General features: G+C 71.8%; 18 protein-coding genes. 7 read left to right on the top strand and 11 right to left on the bottom strand.

The annotated features are described in order from the left end of the window. Positions 1–90: 90 nt before the first annotated feature. Positions 91–1,524: a two-component system sensor histidine kinase CreC gene (creC, locus tag CSC62_RS03325; RefSeq protein WP_162404742.1), complete on the bottom strand. Its 1,434-nt coding sequence runs from the start codon at positions 1,522–1,524 to the stop codon at positions 91–93. After that, positions 1,525–2,241, bottom strand: coding sequence for a two-component system response regulator CreB (gene creB / locus CSC62_RS03320; RefSeq protein WP_162404741.1), 717 nt, complete (start codon positions 2,239–2,241; stop codon positions 1,525–1,527). It abuts the gene before it with no gap. A 46-nt stretch (positions 2,242–2,287) separates the two neighbouring features. On the opposite strand from creB, the gene CSC62_RS03315 reads away from it, so the two are divergent. Next, positions 2,288–3,148, top strand: a complete 861-nt coding sequence (locus CSC62_RS03315) for a 23S rRNA (adenine(2030)-N(6))-methyltransferase RlmJ (RefSeq protein ID WP_162404740.1) — start codon at positions 2,288–2,290, stop codon at positions 3,146–3,148. A 545-nt stretch (positions 3,149–3,693) separates the two neighbouring features. Here the strand turns inward: CSC62_RS03315 and CSC62_RS03310 are convergent. Continuing rightward, complete coding sequence (locus CSC62_RS03310; RefSeq protein WP_162404739.1) at positions 3,694–4,614, bottom strand: cation diffusion facilitator family transporter; 921 nt, start codon at positions 4,612–4,614, stop codon at positions 3,694–3,696. 112 nt (positions 4,615–4,726) lie between these two features. On the opposite strand from CSC62_RS03310, the gene CSC62_RS03305 reads away from it, so the two are divergent. Together CSC62_RS03305 and mfd are read left to right on the top strand one after the other, a co-directional pair. Then, a complete protein-coding gene (locus CSC62_RS03305; RefSeq protein ID WP_162404738.1) occupies positions 4,727–5,272 on the top strand; it encodes a GNAT family N-acetyltransferase in 546 nt (181 codons plus the stop codon). Positions 5,273–5,321: 49 nt separating this feature from the next. After that, positions 5,322–8,864 (top strand): transcription-repair coupling factor, encoded by a 3,543-nt coding sequence (mfd, locus tag CSC62_RS03300; protein ID WP_162404737.1) that lies wholly within the window; start codon positions 5,322–5,324, stop codon positions 8,862–8,864. A 10-nt stretch (positions 8,865–8,874) separates the two neighbouring features. Here mfd and CSC62_RS03295 read toward each other — a convergent pair whose 3' ends face one another. Continuing rightward, positions 8,875–10,434 (bottom strand): phospholipase D family protein, encoded by a 1,560-nt coding sequence (locus CSC62_RS03295; RefSeq protein WP_162404736.1) that lies wholly within the window; start codon positions 10,432–10,434, stop codon positions 8,875–8,877. A 145-nt stretch (positions 10,435–10,579) separates the two neighbouring features. Between CSC62_RS03295 and CSC62_RS03290 the strand changes: the two genes are divergently transcribed. Continuing rightward, positions 10,580–11,821 carry a serine hydrolase domain-containing protein gene (locus CSC62_RS03290; protein ID WP_162404735.1) on the top strand — a complete coding sequence of 414 codons (1,242 nt, stop codon included), beginning with the start codon at positions 10,580–10,582 and terminating at the stop codon, positions 11,819–11,821. On the opposite strand, the gene CSC62_RS03285 is transcribed toward CSC62_RS03290, so the two are convergent. The 7 genes from CSC62_RS03285 to gpmA all read right to left on the bottom strand — a co-directional run bounded on the left by CSC62_RS03285 (position 11,818) and on the right by gpmA (position 19,350). After that, positions 11,818–12,153: a DUF3325 domain-containing protein gene (locus tag CSC62_RS03285; protein WP_162404734.1), complete on the bottom strand. Its 336-nt coding sequence runs from the start codon at positions 12,151–12,153 to the stop codon at positions 11,818–11,820. The two genes, CSC62_RS03290 and CSC62_RS03285, sit on opposite strands and share 4 nt — an antisense overlap. After that, entirely contained in the window at positions 12,146–13,816 is a 1,671-nt protein-coding gene (locus CSC62_RS03280) for a PepSY-associated TM helix domain-containing protein (RefSeq protein WP_162404733.1), read from the bottom strand. The genes CSC62_RS03285 and CSC62_RS03280 overlap by 8 nt, the downstream gene beginning before the upstream one ends. Before the next feature lie 26 nt (positions 13,817–13,842). Beyond that, positions 13,843–14,163, bottom strand: a complete 321-nt coding sequence (locus tag CSC62_RS03275) for an iron uptake protein (RefSeq protein ID WP_162404732.1) — start codon at positions 14,161–14,163, stop codon at positions 13,843–13,845. A 35-nt stretch (positions 14,164–14,198) separates the two neighbouring features. Beyond that, on the bottom strand, positions 14,199–15,950 hold the full coding sequence (locus CSC62_RS03270; RefSeq protein ID WP_246194152.1) for a TonB-dependent siderophore receptor: 1,752 nt from the start codon (positions 15,948–15,950) through the stop codon (positions 14,199–14,201). Continuing rightward, positions 15,902–16,387 (bottom strand): TonB-dependent receptor plug domain-containing protein, encoded by a 486-nt coding sequence (locus CSC62_RS17975; RefSeq protein ID WP_246194150.1) that lies wholly within the window; start codon positions 16,385–16,387, stop codon positions 15,902–15,904. The genes CSC62_RS03270 and CSC62_RS17975 overlap by 49 nt, the downstream gene beginning before the upstream one ends. 7 nt (positions 16,388–16,394) lie before the next feature. After that, a complete protein-coding gene (locus CSC62_RS18225; protein WP_343039596.1) occupies positions 16,395–18,230 on the bottom strand; it encodes a TonB-dependent siderophore receptor in 1,836 nt (611 codons plus the stop codon). Between the two features lie 370 nt (positions 18,231–18,600). Next, positions 18,601–19,350: a 2,3-diphosphoglycerate-dependent phosphoglycerate mutase gene (gene gpmA / locus CSC62_RS03260; RefSeq protein ID WP_162404731.1), complete on the bottom strand. Its 750-nt coding sequence runs from the start codon at positions 19,348–19,350 to the stop codon at positions 18,601–18,603. On the opposite strand from gpmA, the gene nfi reads away from it, so the two are divergent. The 3 genes from nfi to aqpZ all read left to right on the top strand — a co-directional run bounded on the left by nfi (position 19,321) and on the right by aqpZ (position 22,090). Then, on the top strand, positions 19,321–20,193 hold the full coding sequence (gene nfi, locus CSC62_RS03255; RefSeq protein WP_162404730.1) for a deoxyribonuclease V: 873 nt from the start codon (positions 19,321–19,323) through the stop codon (positions 20,191–20,193). The two genes, gpmA and nfi, sit on opposite strands and share 30 nt — an antisense overlap. A gap of 211 nt (positions 20,194–20,404) precedes the next feature. After that, complete coding sequence (locus CSC62_RS03250) at positions 20,405–21,268, top strand: pirin family protein (RefSeq protein WP_162404729.1); 864 nt, start codon at positions 20,405–20,407, stop codon at positions 21,266–21,268. Between the two features lie 99 nt (positions 21,269–21,367). Continuing rightward, a complete protein-coding gene (gene aqpZ, locus CSC62_RS03245) occupies positions 21,368–22,090 on the top strand; it encodes an aquaporin Z (RefSeq protein ID WP_162404728.1) in 723 nt (240 codons plus the stop codon). The last annotated feature ends 42 nt before the right edge of the window (positions 22,091–22,132 follow it).

Here is a 22,132-nt window from a genome sequence, read left to right as displayed (position 1 = left end):
GGTCTCGATCCGGTTGGGAACCGGAGCGCATGCTGCGACCGCCGCGTGGGGCGGGTGCGGATCGAATTTGAAGCGGGGGTGAAGTGGCCCCTACAGGGGCAGCGAGATGCCGGCTTCGGCGCCGCCGCCGGCGCGGTTGCCCAGCCAGGCCTCGCCGCCGTGCAGCCGCGCCACCTCGCGCACGAACGGCAGGCCCAGGCCCGAACTGCGCGGCGCCGCCGGCCGCGGCAAAGAATAGAAGCGCTCGAACACCCGCTCCGCCGCGTACTCCGGCACACCCGGCCCGGCGTCGCGCACCAGCACCCTCGCGCCGGCCTCGTCGCGCTCCAGCGCCAGCACGATCTCCCCGCCCGCCGGCGAGAACCCGATCGCGTTGTCCAGCAGGTTCGCCAGCGCCTGGCGCAACAGGAACGCGTCGCCCTGTACCTGCAAGGGCGCCTGCGTCCCCTCGACCCGTAGGCTCAAGCCCGTACCTGCCAGCCGCGGTTCCACCGCCGCCGCGGCCTCGCCCAGCAGCGCCGCCAGGTCCACCGGCTCGCGCCTCTGCAGCCAGCCGTGCTGCTCCACCTCGGCCAGCGCCAGCAGCTTGTCGATGGTCTCGGTCAGCCTTTGCTGCTGCTCGCGGATGCTGCCGGCGAAACGCTGGCGATCGGCCTCCGGCAAGGGCTCCTGCAACAGCTCGGCGGCGCCGCGGATCGCCGCCAGCGGGCTCTTCATCTCGTGGGTCAGCGACTGCACGTACTGCTCCACGTAGGCCTTGCCCTCCAGCTTGCGGCGCATGTCCTCCAGCGCCTGGCCCAGCTCGCCGAGCTCGTCGCGCCGGCGCGGCGGCGGCGGCACCGGATCGCCGGCGGCCACTGCCTGGGCATATCGGTTCAGGCGGCCGATCCGGCGCGCCAGCCACGCCGTCATCCCGATGCCGACCAGCGCCGACAGGCCGATCAGCCAGGCGCCCTGGCGCAGGATCTCGCGCTGGCTGGCCTGGATGAACGGCTCGATGCTGCGGTTGGGCCGGGCCACCGTCAGCACCCCGATCAGCCGCCGCGGATCGTCCGGGGCCAACACCGGCGCGGCCACGTGCATCACCGTGCGGGTGCCGTCGCCCGGCGTCTCCGGGCTGGAGCGCGCGCCGTACTCGCCGCGCAGGGTGCGGTAGACGTCGTTCCAGCGCGAGTTGTCGCGGCCCAGGTCGCGGCCCTCCGAATCGAACACCACGATCCCGCGGGCATCGGTGACGGTCACCCGGAACTCGATGCTGCGCTGGGGGAAGCGCCAGATCGTCGCGCCGGGATCGCGCTGGCGCAGCGAGGCCAGGGCCGCGGCGAAGCGGCCGTCGCCGATCCGGCCCGCCGCCAGGTCCGGCGCGGCCAGCACCGCCAGCGCGTTGGCGGTGTCGACCAGGGTCGATTCCATCGCCTGGCGCACGCCCGGCTTGACCTCGTCGACGAACACCCGCATCACGAAGAACGCGGCCAGGCCGACGATCAGGAAGAAGCCCAGGAACAGGCGCAGGCCCAGGCGCATTCAGGCCTCGATCGCGTAGCCGAGGCCGCGGTGGGTGCGGATCGGGTCCGGTTCGGCGCCGGCCGCGCGCAGCTTGGCCCGCAGCGTCTTGACGTGGGTGTCGACGGTGCGGTCGCCGCTGTCGGCTGCGCTGTCCCAACCGCGGTCCATCAGCTGGGCGCGGCTGAGGATCGCACCGGGACGCTGCAAAAGGGCTTCCAGCACCGCGTACTCGTAGCGGGTCAGCTCGAGCAGGCGGCCGCGGTAGCGGATCCGGTGGCCTTCATGGTCCACCGCGAATTCGCCGCGCACCCGCCAGTCCTGCCCGTCCGCGGCGTCCACCGGCGCCGGCGCGGCCGCGGGCTGCGCCCGCCGCAGCCGCGCCCGCACCCGGGCCACCATCTCCCGCGGCGAGAACGGTTTGGCCACGTAGTCGTCCGCGCCCAGCTCCAGGCCGAGCACGCGGTCGATCTCCTCGTTGCGCGCGGTCAGGAAGATCACCGGCAGCGGGCTGAAGGCGCGCAGCCGCCGGCACACCTCGAAGCCGTTGAGGTCGGGCAGGCCCACGTCCAGCACCAGCACGTCCACCCCGCCGGCGCGCACCCGCGCCAGCGCCTCGGCGCCGAGCAGGCAATGCTCGGCCGCCAGGCCGTCGCTGCGCAGCGCGTACAGCAGGGTGTCGGCGATGGCCGGCTCGTCTTCGACGACCAGGATCAGTGGTGGCGGCGTGGCGGTCACCGCGCAAGCATAGTCGGGCCCCCGCGGCGGCGGCTATGCTGCCGCCATGAACTACCGCCACGCCTTCCACGCCGGCAACCATGCCGACGTGCTCAAGCACATCGTCCTGCTGGCGGTGATCGACGCGCTGCAACGCAAGGACAGCCCGTTCTTCGTCCTGGACACCCATGCCGGCCGCGGCCGCTACCTGCTGCAGGGTGAGGCGGCCGGGCGCACCGGCGAGGCCACCAGCGGAATCCTGCCGCTGGCCGGGCTGGCGAACGTGCCGGACGTGGTGGCGCGCTACCTGCGGGCGGTGGCGGCCGCCAACCCGGTCGGGGCCCTGCTGGCCTACCCCGGTTCGCCCCTGCTGACCGCGCAGGCGATGCGCCCGCAGGACCGGCTGGCCGCCTGCGAGCTGCAGCCGGAGGAGGCGGCGGCGCTGAAGGCGCTCTTCGCCCACGATGCGCGGGTGGCGGTGCATGCGCGCGACGGCTACGCGGCGGTGCGGGCCCTGCTGCCGCCGAAGGTGGACGGGGTGCGCTATGCGCGCGGCCTGGTCCTCATCGATCCGCCGTACGAGGCGCAGGAGGCGGAGTATCCGGTAGTGGCGCAGGCGGTGCGCGAGGCGCTGGAGCGCTGGCCGCAGGCGACCTGCGCGATCTGGTATCCGGTCAAGCAGAGGCGCAGCCTGCAACCGTTCTTCCGCAAGCTCGAAGGCCTGCCGGTGCGTTCGTCCCTGCTGGCCGAGCTGCTGGTCCGGCCGGACGACTCGTCCCTGCGCCTCAACGGCAGCGGCATGGCCATCCTCAATCCGCCCTGGAAGCTGGACGAGGCGATCGCGCCGGCGTTGCCGTTCCTGCAAAAGACCCTGGGCGAGGCCGGCGCCTCGACCCGGCTGGAGTGGTTGCAGCGCGAAGGCGGTTAGCCGGGATGGCGGGGCCATGTGATGACGTGGCCGCCGCGACGGCAGAGGGCAAATGCGAAAAGCGTCGGCTTCGGATGGGGCCGCCGTTCCCTGGGCATGTGGCGCCCCCCTCGGGACGGCATCCTGCCTTTACTCGGGGCCGTGGCACATCCATGTTCCACTGGCGCCACATGCCCAGGGAACCACGGCCTCTGCGGCGGTGGGGTTTCCGCTTCTGCAGGCCCGCGCGAAAAGCCGGAGCGTGTGTGCGTGGCGCTGGAGCACGACAGCGCAAAGAGCAAAGGCGCTGGGTCCCGGCGTTCGCCGGGACGACGGGTCGATAGAAGTCTTGGACTCACTGCGCGCGGAAGACGCGGCGAATCGGTTGTGTTGGGGCAGCGGCCAAGGATGGCCGCGGTAGCGAGTGCGCACACGGACGTGCGCCCGAGCGGCCACGACACGGCCGGTTCGCCACGGCTCAGCCCGAGGACAGCCAAAGCCGATGCTTTTGCCGTTGCCTTGGCTTGTGCCCGTTGCAGTCGCTGGAAATGCCCCCGCCAACCGCCTCAGACCGGCGCCGGCTCCGCACCCTCCGGTTCGAAGAAGCTCCAGCGCACCACCGGGAACTGCGCCTTCAGCGCCCGCTCCACCTGGTCGATCTCGCGCAGCATCGCCTCGCCGTCGCGGACCTGGTGCATCCGGGCGTGGATCGACACCAGCACCTCGTTGCCCTGCTGCAGGGTGATCAGGTGCAGCAGCTCGGCGATTTCCGGGCGCTCCACCAGGAACTGGCGGATCTGCGCCTGCAGCAGCGGATCCACGCTCTGCCCGATCAGCATCGCCTTGACCTCGATCGCCACCAGCACCGCGATCACGATCAGCAACACGCCGATGCCGATGGTGCCCAGCGCGTCCCACATCGGATTGCCGGTGGCCACCGCCAGCAGGATCGCCGCCAGCGCGAACACCAGGCCCAGCAGGGCCGCCAGGTCCTCGCCGAAGATCACCACCAGCTCGGCCTGGCGGCTCTCGCGGAACCACTGCCACAGGCTGCGCGAGCCGCGCGCCTTGTTCACTTCCTGCAGGCAGGCGCGCATCGACACCGCCTCGGCCACGATCGCGAACACCAGCACCCCGACCGCCCACCACCACTGCTGCAGGGGCTCGGGATGCTGCAGCTTGTGCACGCCCTCGTAGACCGAGAACATGCCGCCCACGCTGAACAGCATCACCGCCACCAGGAACGACCAGAAATAGATCGCCCGGCCGTAGCCCAGCGGATACTCCGCCGACACCGGGCGCCGCGCCTGGCGCAGGCCCAGCAAAAGGAGCAATTGGTTGCCGCAGTCGGCCAGCGAGTGCACGGTCTCGGCCAGCATCGCCCCCGAGCCGGTGACGAAGGCGGCCACGCCCTTGGCCACCGCGATCGCGAAATTGGCGCCGAGCGCGAAGAAGATCGCCCGGGTCGAATCGCCGCTGCCTGCCATCGCCGCACTCCCTGCCTGTGGACGCGCCGGAGTCTAGCAAGCCTGCCCGATCCGCAGCATGCACGCCGGCGGCACGTACACCGGCACCGCGCGATGTGGGAATATCGCTCCCATGCCACGCAACCGGCTTCCCCCCTGGCACGAGGAATTCGTGCTGCCCAACCGCCGCGCCATCCTGATCCGGCCGATCCGTCCGGAGGATGCGGCGCCGCTGCAGGGCGTGTTCGGCCTGCTCGGCCCGGACGAGATCCGCGGCGCCTTCGCCGGCGCCGACGGCGTGCTCGGCGACGGCGAGGCCGCGCGCCTGGCCCGGCCCGACCCCAAGACCGAACTGGTCCTGGTCGGCGCCGAGCCGGAGCCGCCGGGCGAGGCGATGATCGCCGGCCTGGCCCGCGCCCGGATCGTCCCCGGCACCCGCCAGGCCGAGTACGCGATCCTGCTCGGCAGCTACGTCGCCGGCCTGGGCCTGGGCCGGCACCTGATGCAGAAGCTGGTGAAGTGGTCGCGCGGCCGCTACCTGGACCGGCTGTACGGCGACACGCCCGAGAGCAACGCGCCGATGCTGGACCTGGCCGCCTCGATGGGCTTCCGTCCCAGCCTGGAACCGGGCGTGCCGCCGGGCCTGATCCGCCTGGTCCTGGACCTGACGCCGTTGTAGGTCGCGCGTGACCGGCCGCCCCGCGCCGCGGGGCTACAATGCCCGGTTCATGCCGTCCGCCCCCGCTTCCGTGCCTTCCACGCCCCCGCTGCCCCGCCGCGGCCAGGCCCGCGCCTGGTGGCGCGCGCCGGCCTCGCCTTCCGCCCTGGCCTGGCCCCTGGTCCAGGCCGCCCGTGCCCACCCCGGCCCCGTGCTGTTCGTGGCCCGCGACAACCAGTCCGCGCACCTGGTCGAATCCGACCTGGCGACCCTGCTCGGCGCCGACGGCACGCTGCCGGTGGTGCCGTTCCCGGACTGGGAGACCCTGCCCTACGACCGCTTCAGCCCGCACCCGGACATCGTCAGCCAGCGCCTGTCCGCCCTGCAGCGGCTGCCGCAGCTGCAACGCGGGATCGTGGTGGTGCCGGTGCAGACCCTGCTGCAAAGGCTGCCGCCCCTGCGCTACATCAGCGGCGGCAGCTTCGACCTGAAGACCGGCCAGCACCTGGACCTGGACGCCGAGAAGCGCCGGCTGGAGGCCGCCGGCTACCGCAACGTGCCGCAGGTGCTGGACCCGGGCGATTTCGCCGTGCGCGGCGGCCTGCTCGACGTGTACCCGATGGGCGCGGACGCGCCGCTGCGGATCGAACTGCTGGATGACGAGATCGACTCCATCCGCAGCTTCGACCCCGAGAGCCAGCGTTCGCTGGAACGGGTGGACGCGGTCCACCTGCTGCCTGGCCGCGAGCTGCCGATGGACGAGGCCAGCATCGCCCGTGTGCTCGACGCCCTGCGCGAGCGCTTCGACGTCGATACCCGGCGCAGCGCCCTGTACCAGGACCTGAAGGCCGGGCTGGCGCCGGCCGGCATCGAGTACTACCTGCCGCTGTTCTTCGACACACCTCATAGGAGCGCGGCCCGCGACGGCAGCGCAAGCACCGCGACCCTGTTCGACTACCTGCCGGTCAGCGTGCTGCCGGTGCTGGCCGACGGCGCCAATGCCGCCGCCACCGCCTTCTGGGCGCAGGCGCGCAACCGCTACGAACAGCGCCGGCACGACGTCGAGCACCCGGTGTTGCCGCCGGAAGAGCTGTACCTGCCACCCGATGGCTTGCGCGAGCGGCTCAACCTGGGCATCCGGATCGAGGTCTGCGGTGCCGACCACACCCATGCGGCCGACGCCATGCCGCTGGGCGACCAGCCGGCGCCTGCGCTGCCGGTGGCCGGACCGGACCACCATCGTGCCGGCGAGGCACTGCGGTCGTTCCTGGCCAGCTACCCGGGCCGGGTGCTGGTGGCCGCCGATTCGCCCGGCCGGCGCGAAGCCCTGCTGGAAGTGCTGCAGGCGGCGGAGCTGCGGCCGGAGGTGGTGGCGGATTTCCCGGCGTTCATCGGCCGTCGTCCCGGCGAAGGACCCGGACGCGACAAAGCGGGATTCGCGCTGGCCGTCGCGCCCCTGGAAGACGGCTTCGCCATCGACGACCCGCGGTTCGTCGTCCTCACCGAGCGCCAGCTGTTTCCCGAGCGCGCCACCCAGCCGCGCCGCGCGCGCCGCGCCGGACGCGAGCCGGAAGCGATCATCCGCGACCTGGGCGAGCTGACCGAAGGCGCGCCGATCGTCCACGAGGACCACGGCGTCGGCCGTTACCGCGGCCTGGTGGCGATGGACATCGGCGGCATGCCCGGCGAGTTCCTCGACATCGAGTACGCCAAGGGCGACCGCCTGTACGTGCCGGTGGCCCAGCTGCACCTGGTCAGCCGCTACTCCGGCGCTTCGCCGGAGACCGCGCCTTTGCACTCGCTCGGCGGCGAGCAGTGGACCAAGGCCAAGCGCAAGGCCCAGGAGAAGGTCCGCGACGTGGCCGCCGAGCTGCTGGAGATCCAGGCCCGCCGCCAGGCCCGCGCCGGCCTGGCGCTGGATATCGACCGGGCCATGTACGAGGGCTTCGCCGCCGGCTTCCCGTTCGAGGAGACCCCGGACCAGCACGCCGCGATCGAGGCGGTCCTGCGCGACCTGCAGTCCAGCCAGCCGATGGACCGGGTGGTCTGCGGCGACGTCGGCTTCGGCAAGACCGAGGTGGCGGTGCGCGCCGCGTTCGCCGCGGCCAGCGGCGGCCGCCAGGTCGCGGTGCTGGTGCCGACCACCCTGCTGGCCGAGCAGCACTACCGCAACTTCCGCGACCGCTTCGCCGACTGGCCGTTGAAGGTCGAGGTGCTGTCGCGCTTCAAGACCAAGAAGGAGATCGAGGCCGAGCTGCAGAAGGTGACCGAGGGCGGGATCGACGTGATCGTCGGCACCCACCGCCTGCTGCAGCCGGACGTGAAGTTCAAGGACTTGGGCCTGGTGATCGTCGACGAGGAGCAGCGCTTCGGCGTGCGCCAGAAGGAGGCGCTGAAGGCGTTGCGCGCGAACGTCCACCTGCTGACCCTCACCGCGACCCCGATCCCGCGCACCCTGAACATGGCCATGGCCGGGCTGCGCGACCTGTCGATCATCGCGACACCGCCGCCGAACCGGCTGGCGGTGCAGACCTTCGTCGTGCCCTGGGACGATGCCCAGCTGCGCGAGGCGTTCCAGCGCGAGCTGGCGCGGGGCGGCCAGCTGTACTTCCTGCACAACGACGTGGAGAGCATCGGCCGGATGCAGAAGCAGCTGGCCGAGCTGGTACCGGAGGCCCGCATCGGTATTGCTCATGGGCAGATGCCGGAGCGCGAGCTGGAACGGGTGATGCTCGACTTCCAGAAGCAGCGCTTCAACGTGCTGCTGTCGACCACGATCATCGAGTCGGGCATCGACATCCCCAACGCCAACACCATCGTCATCAACCGCGCCGACCGCTTCGGCCTGGCCCAGCTGCACCAGCTGCGCGGCCGGGTCGGCCGCTCGCACCACCGCGCCTACGCCTACCTGCTGGTGCCGCCGGACCGGCGCTCGATGACCCCGGACGCGGAGAAGCGGCTGGAGGCGATCGCCTCGATGGACGAACTCGGCGCCGGCTTCACCCTGGCCACCCACGACCTGGAGATCCGCGGCGCCGGCGAGCTGCTGGGCGAGGACCAGAGCGGGCAGATGGCCGAGGTCGGCTTCAGCCTGTACACCGAACTGCTCGAGCGCGCGGTACGCAGCATCCGCCAGGGCAAGCTGCCGGACCTGGATGCGGGCGAGGAAGCGCGCGGTGCCGAGGTCGTGCTCAACGTGCCGGCGCTGATCCCGGAGGATTACCTGCCGGACGTGCACACCCGCCTGACCCTGTACAAGCGCATCTCCAGCGCCCGCGACCCGGAGGCCCTGCGCGAGCTGCAGGTGGAGATGATCGATCGCTTCGGCCTGCTGCCGGACCCGGTCAAGCACATGTTCGCGATCGCCGAGCTGAAGCTGCAGGCCGACGCCCTGGGCATCCGCAAGCTGGAGCTGGGCGAGAGCGGCGGGCGGATCGTGTTCGAGGCCAAGCCACGCGTCGACCCGATGTCGGTGATCCGGATGATCCAGCAGCAGCCCAAGCTGTACGCGATGGAAGGCCCGGACAAGCTGCGCATCCGGGTGCCGTTGCCGGAAGGCCCGGACCGCTTCAACGCCGCCCGCGCGCTGATGGCGACGCTGGCGCCGGGCTGACCGCCGGCGCCTACAACTGCGATTCCACCGGCAGCCAGCCGACCGCGCGCGCGGCGCCGCGGCGCCATAGGCTGGCTTCCGGCTCGCGCTCCCAGGTCTTCGGCGGCTGCGCCGCGTCGTCGTGCCAGCGCAGGGCGCCGTCGGCCAGCTCCAGGCGGTAGGCCAGCGCCGGCCCGGTCTTGGCCGCGTACAGCGCCTCCAGTTCGGCGGCCGCGTCGGCGCAGGTGAACAGCAGGCCCATCTCGGTGTTGAGGTTCATCGAGCGCGGGTCGAGGTTGAACGAACCGATGAAACCGCTGCGGCCGTCGACCAGGAAGGCCTTGGTGTGCAGGCTGGCGCCGCTGGAGCCGAACAGGCTGCCGTCGACCTTGCCGAACGGCTTGAGCTCGTACAGCGTCACCCCCTGCTCCAGCAAAGGGATCCGGTAAGGCGCGTAACCGCCGTGCACCGCCATCACGTCGTTGGCGGCCAGCGAGTTGGTGAGGATGCCGACCTGCACCCCGCGCCGGCGCTGGGCCGCGAACCAGTCCACGCCGGCGGTGCCGGGCACGAAGTACGGCGAGATGATCCTCAGCTCGCGCTGTGCGCCCTCGGCCTTGGCCAGCAGCAGCGGCGTCATCCAGTCCGGGCCGGGGCTGGCGCCCTGGGCCTTCTCCGGCGGATCGGACACCACCGCCGCGTCCGCGGTCCAGTGCAGGCGGGCGCCACCTTCCATCAGCGCGCGCACCCGCTCGGACTCGCGCAGGCGCTGCAGGTAGGGGGCGGCACGGACCGAGGCCTCGCCGGCGTCGATGCTCCGGCGCAGCCGCGGCAGGGCCTCCGGCCCGGCCCGGACCAGCGCCTCCAAAGGGATCGCCGCCTCGCTGTTCCAGTAGGCGTCGAAGATCGCCTCGGCCTGCTTTACCGCCGGGCCGACCACCGCCGCGTCGGTGTCCATGAAGTTGATGTCCGCCGCGGCGTCGAAGTATTCGTCGCCGATGTTGCGGCCGCCGACGATCGCCACCCGGCCGTCGGCGATCCAGCTCTTGTTGTGCATGCGCCGGTTGAGGCTGAAGAAGCGCAGCACAAGCTCCACGCCGCGGGCGATCGTGCCCTCGCGGGCACGGGTGGGGTTGAAGAGCCGCACCTCGATGCCCGGATGGCTGTCCAGCGCGGCCAGGACCGTGTTGCTGCCGTGGGCGTTCATGTCGTCCAGGAGCAGGCGCACGCGCACCCCGCGGTCGGCCGCCTGCAGCAGCTCGTTGTGGATCAGGTTGCCGGTGAAGTCGGCGTGCCAGATGTAGTACTGCAGGTCCAGGCTGCGGCCGGCGGCGCGCGCACTGGCGGCGCGCACGGCGAAGGCGTCGAGGTTGTCGGAGACGATGACGATCCCGGTCTCGTCCGGGCGGGCCGAGGTCAGCGGCGAGATCGCGCGGTCCAGCGCGGTCGCGGCCGGCTGTACGTCGAGGGCATGGGCGGCCGGGCCGCGCGCGTTCTCGGCGAAGCGGCCGTAGGCGTAGAGGGACAGCAAAGAGGCGGCCACGAACACGGCCAGGACGATACCGATCCACTTGAATGCCTTCTTCGCCATCGCGGCCCTGCCCTGTCCCCGTCCGGTTCGCCGGATTGTAGGCGAGCGGCGCGCGGTCGCCGCGTGCAGGGATTTTCTGACTTCCGGCAGGTCACGCCGGCGGTCGCGCTGACTACAGTCGCGGCAGCTTCCAGGACGGACCGACATGACGGGCACCCGAATCTCCGCTTTCGGCTCCAGGCGCAAAACCCTGAAGCGCGCGCTGCTGGCGCTCGCCGCGCTGGTCCTGATCGTGGCCGGGCCCACCCTGGCCTTCCTGGCGCTCTGGTCCTGGCCCCTGCACCGGCTGCCCGGGGTGGGCGCCGGCCAGGAAAGCCAGTCCCGCACGCCCGGCATGCCGGAGGCCGATGCCGCGCAGCTGATGGCGGTGCTCCGCCAGGCGCGTACCGACGCCGGCGTACCCTCGCTTTCGGCCGCGATCGCACACGTCGACGGCAGGCGCTGGGCCGGCGCCAGCGGCTGGGCGGAGGTCGAAAGCCGGCAGCCCGCCACCCCGGCTTCCCGCTACCGCACCGGCAGCGTGGCCAAGCCGATCACCGCCGTGGCCCTGATGCGGCTGGCCGCCGAAGGCCGCATCGACCTGGATGCGCCGGCGGAGCGCCATGTCGCCGGCCTGCCCCCGGCGCTGGCTGACCTGAGCGCGCGCCAGCTGGCCTCGCATACCGCCGGCATCCGCCACTACGCGCAGACACCGCAGTGGTGGCCGGGCTGGCACGAGGCGCTTGCCATGCACGATTGCCCCGACGTCGCCGCCGGCCTGGACCTCTTCAAGGACGATCCCCTGCAGTTCGCCGCGGGCGCCGGCTTCGGCTATTCCACGTTCGGCTACATCCTGCTGTCGCGGGTGATGGAGGGCGCGGCCGACCGCCCGTTCCCGGACCTGCTGCGGCAGGAAGTGCTGGACCCGGCAGGCATGATCGCCACCGGCGTGGACCGCGACGGTGCGATGCCCGGCCGGGCCGCGTTCTACGAAGGCCGGCAGGGGCGCTACACCCGGGCCCATCCGCTGGATTCGAGCTGCCGGATCGCCGGCGGCGGCCTGGTGAGCACGCCGACCGACCTGGCCCGGCTGGGCGCCACGCTGCTCGGTGGCAAGCTGTTGGACGAGGCCGCGCTGCGCATCCTGTGGACGCCGCAGCCGCTGGCCGACGGCAGCCCCAATCCGCAGCACTACGCCCTGGGCTGGCGGGTGGAGGACGATCCGCGGCTGGCGGCCGGCGGCAGGCCCTTGCGGGTCGTGCATCACGGCGGCAGCCAGACCGGTGCGGCGGCGTTCCTGCTGCTGGTGCCCGATCGCGGGCTGGCGGTGGCGGTCATGGCCAATTCCGGCAGTGCCCGCGGCGACGTGGAGGCGGCCGCCTTCGCCCTGGCGAGGGCTTCCCTCTAGCGTTTCGGTGCCCGCACCCACGGCGCCAGCATCCCCAGCCAGCGCGCGCGCCAGGCCAGGACGAAGGCCACGCCCGCGGCCGCGCCGGCCAGGGCCATCACCCACACCAGGGCCGCCATCGAGGGATGGTCTGCGGCCAGGCACAGGGTCAGGGCGACGGCCAGGCCCAGCCAGCCCAGGATCCGCAGGACGCGCGCGCCGGCCGGGGCCAGCGCCCGGCCCCAGACCTGGCGGGCATGCACGTCCATGGCCAGCGCCAGCCAGCCCATGCCGGCCACGCTGGCGGCCAGCGCGGCGGCCAGCAGCCAGGCCGCATCCGAGGGCTCATGCATGGGCGGCCTCCCGCTTGCGCGGTGCCTCCGCGGCCGGCGCCTCGGCGCGGCGGCCGAGTCGGCGCGCGCTGGCGAAGGCGATCGCGGCGGCGGCCAGCAGGGCCAGGTCGAACCCGGCCACCGGCCAGTAGCCGGCGCCCAGGGTCCGCAGCAGGTGGTCGCCGGTGGTGATCCAGTTCAGCAGCACCGCGGCCAAGGCCAGCGCGACGATCGCCCAGGCCTGCTCGCGCCAGGCCGGGTTGGACAGGCCGCGCGCCACCGGTGCGCTGCGCCAGGCCGCGTGCAGCAGGGCCAGCAGCCAGCTGCCCCAGAACGCGTAGCGCTCCCAGTCCCCGCGCGCCGGCAGGCCTTCGGGCAGCAGCCGGTTGGCGACCAGGATGCCCAGCGCGGCCACCACCATGCCGGTGACCGAGGCCACCGCCAGCGCATCGACCACGCGTGCGCCCTGGCGTCCCTCGGCGGCATGCTGGCGTTTGCGCTTCTGCACGAAGAACAGGAAGCCGGTGGCGATGCACACCGCGCCGAGCAGCCCGCCGAGCACGTACATCCAGCGCAGCAGCCAGTGGCGGAAGTGCTGCAGGTGCAGGCCGGTCAGGAACTCGTTGACGCCGCCGGCCGCGGTGGCCGGGGGATCCTCGCGCAGCAGCGCGCCGTCGGCGGCCTTGAAGTGGATGCCCTGCCCCACCAGCGCGATCCGGTCGGTGCCGGCGCGGTAGACGCTGACGTAGCCGTTCGCGTCGCCGACATGGGTCAGGACCAGGAAGCCGACATCGCCGGCCATGCCGCGCGCCTCCCAGCGGCGACGGGCTTCGGCCACCATCGCGTCGACGTCGGCCAGCCCGGCCGCCACTCCGGCGCGCCCGTGCGGCAGGCCCATCGACTCGACCTCCTGCCTTTCGTGCAGCTCGTGCAGGTCATGCAGCTGGGTGTGGCCGACCGGGAAGTAATAGGCGCTGGCGAAGATCAGCAGGCCGGTGAAGGCGAAGAAGAAGTGGAACGGCAGTGCGACCACCCCGGTGAGGTTGTGCAGGTCCAGCAGGCTTCGCAGCCGGGCCTTGCCCGGGCGGAAGGTGAACAGCTCGCGGAAGATCCTGCGGTGCATGACCACGCCGCTGACCAGCGCGGCCAGCATCACCAGCGCCGAGAAGCCCACGATCCAGTAGCCCAGGCCCTTCCAGTCCAGGGTCAGGCTGTAGTGCAGCGGGTAGAAGAAGCCGCTGCCGATCTTGAGCCGGTCGTCCGGCAGCGGGGTGCCGTCGCGCGGGTCGATGGTGTTGTAGGCCCAGATGCCCTCGTCGGGGTCCTTGGCGTTGGGCACCTCGTAACCGGCGTACACCGCCAGCACCGGGTCGCGGTGGGTGGTGTAGGCGCTCCAGTAGTTGACGGTATCGAAGCGCTCGGGCATCGGCCCGTTCACCCGCGGCCGCATCGCGTCGATGTCGGCCTGCGAAGGCCGCATGCGCTCGAACGCCGGCCGCAGCACCTGCTCGAACGAGGGCATCGGCTGCGGCTCGAAGCGCGTGGACGGGATCGCCCAGCGGTCGATCTCGCGGTCGAACACCGACAGCGCACCGAAGAAGAACGCGGCCATCAGCACGAAGCCGAGCACCAGCCCGAACCACGTATGCAACCAGGCCATGGCCTGGCGGAAGCTCTGGAACACGGCAGTCTCTCCGCTGGACATGGGGATCAGACCAGGGTCGCCTGGACCAGCGAGCCGACGGCCGCCAGGACCGCCCCGCCGCCGGCCAGCACCAGCCAGGCCACCGCCAGCCGGCCGCGGCCGCCGATGGTCCACAGGAACGCGACCAGGTACAGCAGCAGCCCCAGTGCGCTGGCCAGGAACTCGGCGTCGTGGAACTCCATCCCCGCCTTGAACAGCAGCGCCATGGCCGCGGCGATGAAGCCCCAGGTGAAGGCGTAGCCGCCGAGCACGGCGGCGGCGACCCGCGCCGCCAGTTGCAGGCGCGGGGACCGGGGGGAAGCGGCGATGGCAGGGGTGCTGGACATGGCGGCGGCGGGGTGTCTGCGGGGCGGCGCGGCGATCAGAACCGCCAGCTCAGGCTCAGCGAATAGTTGCGCGGCGCGCCGTAGTAGCCACTGTAGCGCAGGGTGTTGATGTACTTCTCGTCGCCGAGGTTGTTGACGTTGACCTGGAGCGTGGCATTGGGCAGGAAGTCCCAGGCGGCGAACGCGTTGCCCACCAGGTAGCTGCCCTGGCGCACGCGGAAGCCGCTGGCTTCGACGTTGAAGATGTCGCTCTGCCAGCGCCCGCCGACGCCCCAGGAGATCGCTTCGTAGCCGGGCAGGCGGCCGCTGAGCAGCAGGTTGGCGGTACGCCGCGGCACCCAGGAATAGGTGTCGTCGCCGTTCAGGCCGTCCAGCTTCAGCGCGGTGTAGCCGAACACCAGGTCGAGGTGGTCGTTGAGCCTGCCGACCGCCTCCAGCTCCACGCCCTTGGAGCGCACGTCCACCGGGGCGTAGATGGTCGAGCCGAACTCGTTGTACTCGCCGGTGGGCGTGGCCAGGCCCTGCTGGTCGGCCTTGAACACGGCCAGGGTGGTCAGCAGCCGCTGGTCCAGCCACTGCGCCTTGATCCCGGCCTCGTAGTTCACGCCCTTGCTGGCGTCGAGGTAGCGGTCGTTGGCGTCGACCTGGTCCTGCGGCTGGTAGATGTCCGAATAGCTGACATAGCCCAGGACCTGGTCGCTGAAGTCGAAGGTCAGGCCGCCGTAGGGGCTGGTGTGGCGGGTGGTCTGGTCGAAGGCCAGCGCATACGAATTGCCGTTGCGGCGGTACTCGGCGTAGTTGACGCCGACGATGGCCTTGAGCCGCTCGCTCAGTGCGATCCGGGTTGCGCCGAACGCGCGCTTCAGGCGCTGGTTCAGCACCGAATAGAGCGACAGCTCGCTCCAGGCCGGCTCGGGAATGGCGTTGGCGGCGTACGGGAACGGCGGCAGCGCGCCCCAGGCCGGCGAGGAGAAGTCCGCGCTGCGTTCCCAGCTGTCCGATTCGCTGCGGGCCACGCTCAGGCCCAGCATCGCCTCCTGGTCGCGGCCGAACAGCTCGAAGTGGCCGTTGAGGGTGACCGCGCCCAGGTGCATGGTCGCCTCGTCCTTGCCACCCCACGGATAGCCGTACAGGCCCAGGCCGGTGGCCGGATCCAGGGCCTCGGCGGTGCCGTCCTCGTCCGTGTCGCGCAGGAAGGCGTAGAACATGTTCTCGTCGCCGGTGGCGCGGCGGTAGTTGTACGACACCTTCAGCTGCCAGTCCTGGCCGAGCTGGTGGGCGTATTCGGCGAAGGCGGTCTGGTTGGTGGTGTCCCAGTAGGTCCAGTCCTGGGTGGTCGAGGCGCTGGTCGGCCACGCGTTCTGGGTGCCGTCGCTGTCCATGAAGGTCAGCGCGCCCCACATGATGCCGTCGGACTTGGCCCGCTGGTACGAGTAACCCAGGGTCAGGGTGCCGTTCTCGCCGATCTGGCCGTCGACCACGCCGTAGAGGTAGTGGCGGCTGTTCTCGTTGGCGCGCAGCCAGCTTTCGCCGTCCTCGTGCGCGGCGACCACGCGTCCGGCCCAGCGGCCGTCGTCGGTGAACGGGGTCGAGTAGTCGACTTCGGCGCGCACCGTGCCCCACGAGCCATAGCTCAGGCCAAGCGAGCCCTGGGCCTCGTTGGTCGGGCGCTTGCGCACGTAGTTGATGGTGCCGGCGGCGTTGCCGACGCCGGTCAGCAGGCCGTTGGCGCCGCGGATCACCTCCACCTTCTCGTAGCCGAAGGTGTCGAACGCGCCGGTGGACACGCCCCAGCGTTGGGCAGACCGACGCCGTCGAGCTGGGTGTTGAGGATGTCGAAGCCACGCGCGCTGTAGGTGGTGCGGTTGGTCTCCCATTCGTCGACCTGCACGCCGGTGGCCAGGCGCAGCGCATCGTTGACGCTGGTGGCGCCGAACTGGCGCATCTGCTCGGCACTGACCACGCTGATCGACTGCGGGGTGTCCTTGATCGCCAGGTCGAGGTTGGTGGCGCCGTTGCTGACGCGCTCGGCGCGCTGGGCAACCACCAGCACCGCGTCCAGGTCGGTCGCGGTGGCGGTGGCTGCACCGGCGGCATCCTGGGGTGCGGCCAGCGCCGCACCGGAGGTACAGGCCAGGGCGAGCGCGATCGCGAGCGGCAGGCGGCCGCCGGCCAGGGCGCGGGAGGCCGGGCGGCGGTTGGAAAGGCGGGTCGGGAACATCATGGGGGAGTTACCTTGTCTTGAATGCGGTGCGGAATTCGGAAGAAGGAGAGCGGCCGGTCACCAGTCGATGCGCAGGCTCAGCGAGCCGTTGCGGGCCTCGCCCAGCGCACCCAGCTGCCAGTACTTGCGGTCGAACAGGTTGTTGACGTTGCCGGTCAGCAGGGCCGGGCGGCCGGCCAGGATGGTGCGGTACTGGAAGCCGACCCCGGCCAGGGCGTAGGACGGACTGGAGACGCGGTTGTCGTCGGCGTACCAGGCATCGCCGAAGTAGCGCACGTTGCCGTGCAGGCTCAGGCCCTGCACCCCCGGCACACGGTATTCGGCGTTGGCCAGCGCCTGCAGGCGCGAGGCGCCGGCCGGGCGGTTGCCGCGGTAGTCGGCGTACTCGGGCGAGACGTCCTCGATGCGCGGTGCGCGCCGACGGCTTGTAGATCACCGCCGCGGTGGGGGTGGTCGCGCGGACGTCGTAGCCGGAGTCGTAGCCTGGGTCGCCGTCCAGGTCGAGCATCTCGAAATCCGTGCTGCGCAGGCCGAGCACCGCCTGCCAATGCCGGCCCAGGTGCAGGGTGTCGCTGGCGAACAGCGCCTTCTGCCGGGTGTCGGCGCTGACCGGCTCCAGGCTGAAGTCGAAGTCGCGGGTGACCAGGAACGTCTGCGGCCGGTACAGGTTGCCGTCGAAGTCGTTGCTCCAGTACCACTCCCTGCCCCACTGGTCGGTGGCGCGCTGGTAGTCGGCGCCCAGGGCCAGCTCGTGGCCGATCGCGCCGGTCTGCAGCCGACCCTGCACCAGCAGGCGGGAGAAGGTATTGCGCAGGACGCCGGCGAAGTTGTACGCGCTGCCCGAGTAATCGCCCTCGGCGTTGAGCAGGTCGGCGAACATCTTGTTGGAGTAGTGCTCGCGGCGGCTGTGGCCGAGGCTGAAGTCCACGCTCCAGGCCTCGTTGATGCGCCACTCCAGGCCGGTGGTCGCGTGCGCGGTCTGGGTCTTGTAGAACGCGTTGCGCACCGACACGTCGCGGTAGTCGTAGGTCGGCGCGGGCGGGCGCCGGCCTTGGTACAGGTCCCAGTAGAACAGGATCGGCTCGCCACCCAGGCGGCTGTCCTCGTGGAAGCCGTCGAACCGCCAGGTCAGGCGCTCGCCGAGGGGCTGGACCAGGGCCAGCGAGACCAGCTCGCGGTCGACCTGCGCGCCGTTGTAGGCCTCTCCATGCTCGGCCGCGGCATTGATCCGGTAGCCGGGCGAACCGGCGCCGGCCACCCGGCCGCCGGCGTCCACGTGCGCCGAGAACACGCCGTCGCTGCGGTAGCCGAAGGTGGTGGCCAGCAAGGGCGCGTCGGTGGGCTTCTTCAGCTGGTAGCTGATGATCCCGCCCGGCGAGCCGAAGCCGTACATGAAGCCACCCAGGCCCTTGAGCGCCTGCACCGATTCCACCGCCTCGACCGGGAACTCGCCGCCCCACTCCATCAGCATCGGCACGCCGTCGACGTAGTAGCTGCGCACGCCCAGGCCGCGGATCTTCAGGCCCCACCAGTTGGTGGTGCCGCCGGCATCGGCGGTGGTCACGGACGGGTCGTTGATGAAGATCTGGCCGAGGGTGACCGCCTGGCGCCGGGCGATGTCCTCCTGATCGACCACGGTCACCGAGAACGGGGTGTCGATCAGCGCCCTGGCGCCGAGGGCGCCCTGGCCGGCCACCGTGTCCAGGCCCAGGCCCTGCCGCTCGCCGTGCACGGCCACCGCATCCAGCTCGGTCACCGGGTCGCGCGCGTCGCCGCGGCCGGCCTCGTCGCGCGCCTCCTGCGGTGCCGCGTGGGCGGCGGCGGCCATGGCGACGAAGACCACGGCGATCGCCGCGCGCAGGCCAGGCTGCGCCGACGCCGGTGCGGAAGAGCGGGGAGCCAGGGGACACGGCAGGCAGGACGGAAGCATGGGATGCGGATCGACGGAGAGACTTGGCGGACCGGGGGAAAGCGGGCAGACACGGGCCGGCGTACCGGTGGCCAAGGCTTCCCGCCGCGTGCAGTCCACTGCCAGTTGCCGGGTTCCGGACCACGGCGCGCCCTGGCGGGCCAGGCGCCTGTCCCGTCCAGGGGACAGAAACTGCGCGCATATTAAATGCGAATCACTCTCATTGCACAAGAGCCGGGCGCCGAAACGAAAACACCCGGCCGGAGCCGGGTGTCGTTCGAAGCCGGGAACGGGAGTGCGAGCGCTACTTCGCCTTGCCCTGGTTGGCCACCGCCTCGGCGGCCCGCTTCGCCGCTTCCGGGTCGCCCAGGTAACGGTGGGAGACCACCTTCAGCTCGTCGTCCAGCTCGAACAGCAGCGGGATGCCGGTCGGGATGTTGAGCTCCAGGATCTCCTCCTGCGACACCTCGTTGAGGTACTTGTACAGCGCGCGCAGGGAGTTGCCGTGGGCGGCGACCAGCACGGTCTTGCCGGCCTTCAGCTGCGGGGCGATGGCGTCGTGCCAGTACGGCAGCACCCGCTCCAGGGTGGTGGCCAGCGACTCGGTCGAGGGCAGCGCCTGGCGGTCGAGGCCGGCGTAGCGCGGATCGTTGGCCGGGTGGCCGGGGTCGTCCAGCGCCATCGGCGGCGGCGGGATGTCGTAGGAGCGGCGCCAGATCTTGACCTGCTCCTCGCCGTGCTTGGCGGCGGTCTCGGCCTTGTCCAGGCCCTGCAGGGCGCCGTAGTGGCGCTCGTTGAGGCGCCAGCTCTTGTGCACCGGCAGCCAGTCCTGGTCCAGCTCGCCCAGCGCCAGGTTCAGGGTGCGGATGGCGCGCTTGAGGGTGGAGGTGAACGCCACGTCGAAGCGCAGGCCTTCCTCGCGCATCAGCGCGCCGCCGGCGGCGGCCTCGGTGCGGCCCTGCTCGGTCAGGTCGACGTCGACCCAGCCGGTGAAGCGGTTCTCGAGGTTCCACTGGCTCTGGCCGTGGCGCAGCAGGACGAGCTTGCGGGTCACTGGGGGATCTCCGGTACGGGAAAAAGCGGGAGGCCGATTGTAGCGGCGGGGCGCGAGGATCGCCGGGGTCGTTGCAGCTGTCACGGATGGTGTCGTTCGACGACACGCCATCGCCTGCGCTTCACCGGCCACGGCCATAATCGAGCCATGACCGCATCCGCCTCCGCGTCCGATCCCTTCCCCGGCTGGGACGGCAGCATCGCCGGCGCCCGCGCGCTGCAGGCCGGACTCGCGGAGCGGGTATCCCTCGCCGACGGCTTCGTGCAGCCGCTGCGCACGGTGGCCGGCTTCGACGTCGGTTTCGAGGACCAAGGCGCGACCACCCGCGCGGCCGTGGTCCTGCTCGACGCGCAGTCGCTGCAGCCGCTCGAATCGCACGTGGCGCGGGTGCCGACCTCGATGCCCTACGTGCCGGGCCTGCTCAGCTTCCGCGAGCTGCCGGCCCTGCTGCAAGCGCTGGGCATGCTGGCGGCCGCGCCCGACCTGGTCATGGTCGATGGCCAGGGCATCGCCCATCCGCGCCGGCTGGGGATCGCCGCGCACTTCGGCGTGGCCACCGGCTTGCCCAGCCTGGGCGTGGGCAAGAGCCTGCTCTGCGGCCACTTCGATCCGCCCGGGCCGCAGCCCGGCGAACGCAGTCCGATCGTGCACCGCGGCGAGACGGTCGGCTTCGCCCTGCGCAGCAAGCCGCGCTGCAATCCGCTGATCGTCTCGCCCGGGCACCGGGTCTCGCTCGAGGGCGCGGTGGAGCTGGTGATGCGCTTCCTCGCCGGCTACCGCCTGCCCGAGCCCACCCGCTTGGCCGACCGCCTGGCCTCGCGCCGCGACCGCCAGCCGGCGTAGGAGCCGGTCTTGCCGGCGACCGCCATGGCGGATACGTCTGCGTGAAACCGGTTGCCAGCGATCCGTCCGCCTCCATGGTCGCCGGCAAGACCGGCTCCTACAGGGGTGTGCATGCCAGGCACACGCACGCAACGATGCGTCCCTCCGCCGGCGCGGCGGCGGCCGCGCGATCCGTGCCATCCTCCCGGCCTGCCAGCCCACGGAGCCCGCCATGACCACGATCATCGAACCGCGCGTGCATGACCTCGGCGACGGCTTCGTGGTCCGCCGCGCAGTGCCCACGATCCAGGCGCGCAGCGTCGGCCCGTTCGTGTTCGTCGACCACATGGGACCGGTGGTGTTCGAGCACGGCCGCGGCCTGGACGTGCGCCCGCACCCGCACATCGGCCTGGCCACCGTCACCTTCCTCTGGTCGGGCGCGATCAACCACCGCGACACCTTGGGTTCGGAGCAGGTCATCCGCCCCGGCGACGTGAACTGGATGACCGCCGGCCGCGGCATCGCCCATTCCGAACGCACCCCGGCGCCCGAGCGCGCCGCCGGCAGCCTGGCCCACGGCATGCAGACCTGGGTGGCCCTGCCGAAGGCGCACGAGGAGACCGCGCCGGCGTTCTACCACCACGCCGCCGCCACCCTGCCGCAGCAGCGCCGCGACGGCGCCTGGCTGCGGGTGATCGCCGGCCGCGCCTATGGCGAGGAGTCGCCGGTGAAGGTGTTCGCCGACACCCTCAACGTGGCCATCGACCTGGAACCGGACGCCGAGCTGGCGCTCGACCACGGCCACGTCGAGCGCGCGCTCTACATCCTCGAGGGCGAGGCCCAGCTGGACGGCGTCGACATCCCGGCGCGGCACCTGGTCCTGCCCGATCCCCGCACCCGGCCGAAGCTGCGGGCCAAGACCCCGCTGAAGGCGATGCTGCTCGGCGGCGAGCCGCTGGACGGCCACCGCCACCTGTGGTGGAACTTCGTCTCCAGTTCCAAGGAGCGGATCGAGCAGGCCAAGCAGGACTGGCTGGACGGCCGCTTCGGCAGGATCGAGGGCGACGACGAGTTCATCCCGCTGCCGCAGCGCTGAGCCGCCGCGGCTCCGTTTAACCGGAGCGCAACGCCGGCCGGCGCGCGGAGGCGTACCCTCGGCTCGCCCGTTGCGGGCTATCCATGGGGACGATCGATCATGACTCTGAGCAAGCGATGCGCGGCCGAGTTCCTCGGCACGCTGTGGCTGGTGCTGGGCGGATGCGGCAGTGCGGTGCTGGCGGCGAAGTTCGGCGGCGACGGCAACCCGCTCGGGATCGGCTTCGTCGGCGTGGCCCTGGCCTTCGGCCTGACCGTGCTGACCGGCGCCTACACCTTCGGCCAGATCTCCGGCGGCCATTTCAATCCCGCGGTCAGCGTCGGCCTGTGGGTCGGCGGCCGCTTCCCGGCGCGCGACCTGGCGCCGTACATCGTCGCCCAGGTGCTGGGCGCGATCGCCGCCGGCTTCATCCTGCTGCAGATCGCCAAGGGCGGCGGCGGCTTCGCGATCGATCCCAGCGCGCCGGGCGCGTTCGCCAGCAACGGCTACGGCGTGCTCTCGCCGGGCGGCTACACCGTCGGCGCCGCGTTCCTGTGCGAGGTGGTGCTGACCGCGTTCTTCCTGGTGGTGATCATGGGCGCCACCCACGGCCGGGCGCCGGTCGGGTTCGCCCCGATCGCCATCGGCCTGGCCCTGACCCTGATCCACCTGATCAGCATTCCGGTGACCAACACCTCGGTGAACCCGGCCCGCTCCACCGGCGTAGCGGTGTTCGCCGGTTCCGGCGCGCTGGGCCAGCTGTGGCTGTTCTGGGTCGCGCCGCTGGTCGGCGGCGCCCTCGGCGGAGTGCTGTACGCCTGGCTGCGCCGCGGCGACGAATAGCCGGACGGCCGGCGGCGCCGCACGGTGCCGCCGGTTCGCGCG

The sequence above is a fragment of the Pseudoxanthomonas jiangsuensis genome (genome assembly GCF_010093185.1).
GTDB lineage: Bacteria > Pseudomonadota > Gammaproteobacteria > Xanthomonadales > Xanthomonadaceae > Pseudoxanthomonas > Pseudoxanthomonas jiangsuensis.
The sequence above is the reverse complement of the archived record's forward strand: the minus strand, read 5'-3'. Positions and strand labels throughout refer to the sequence as shown.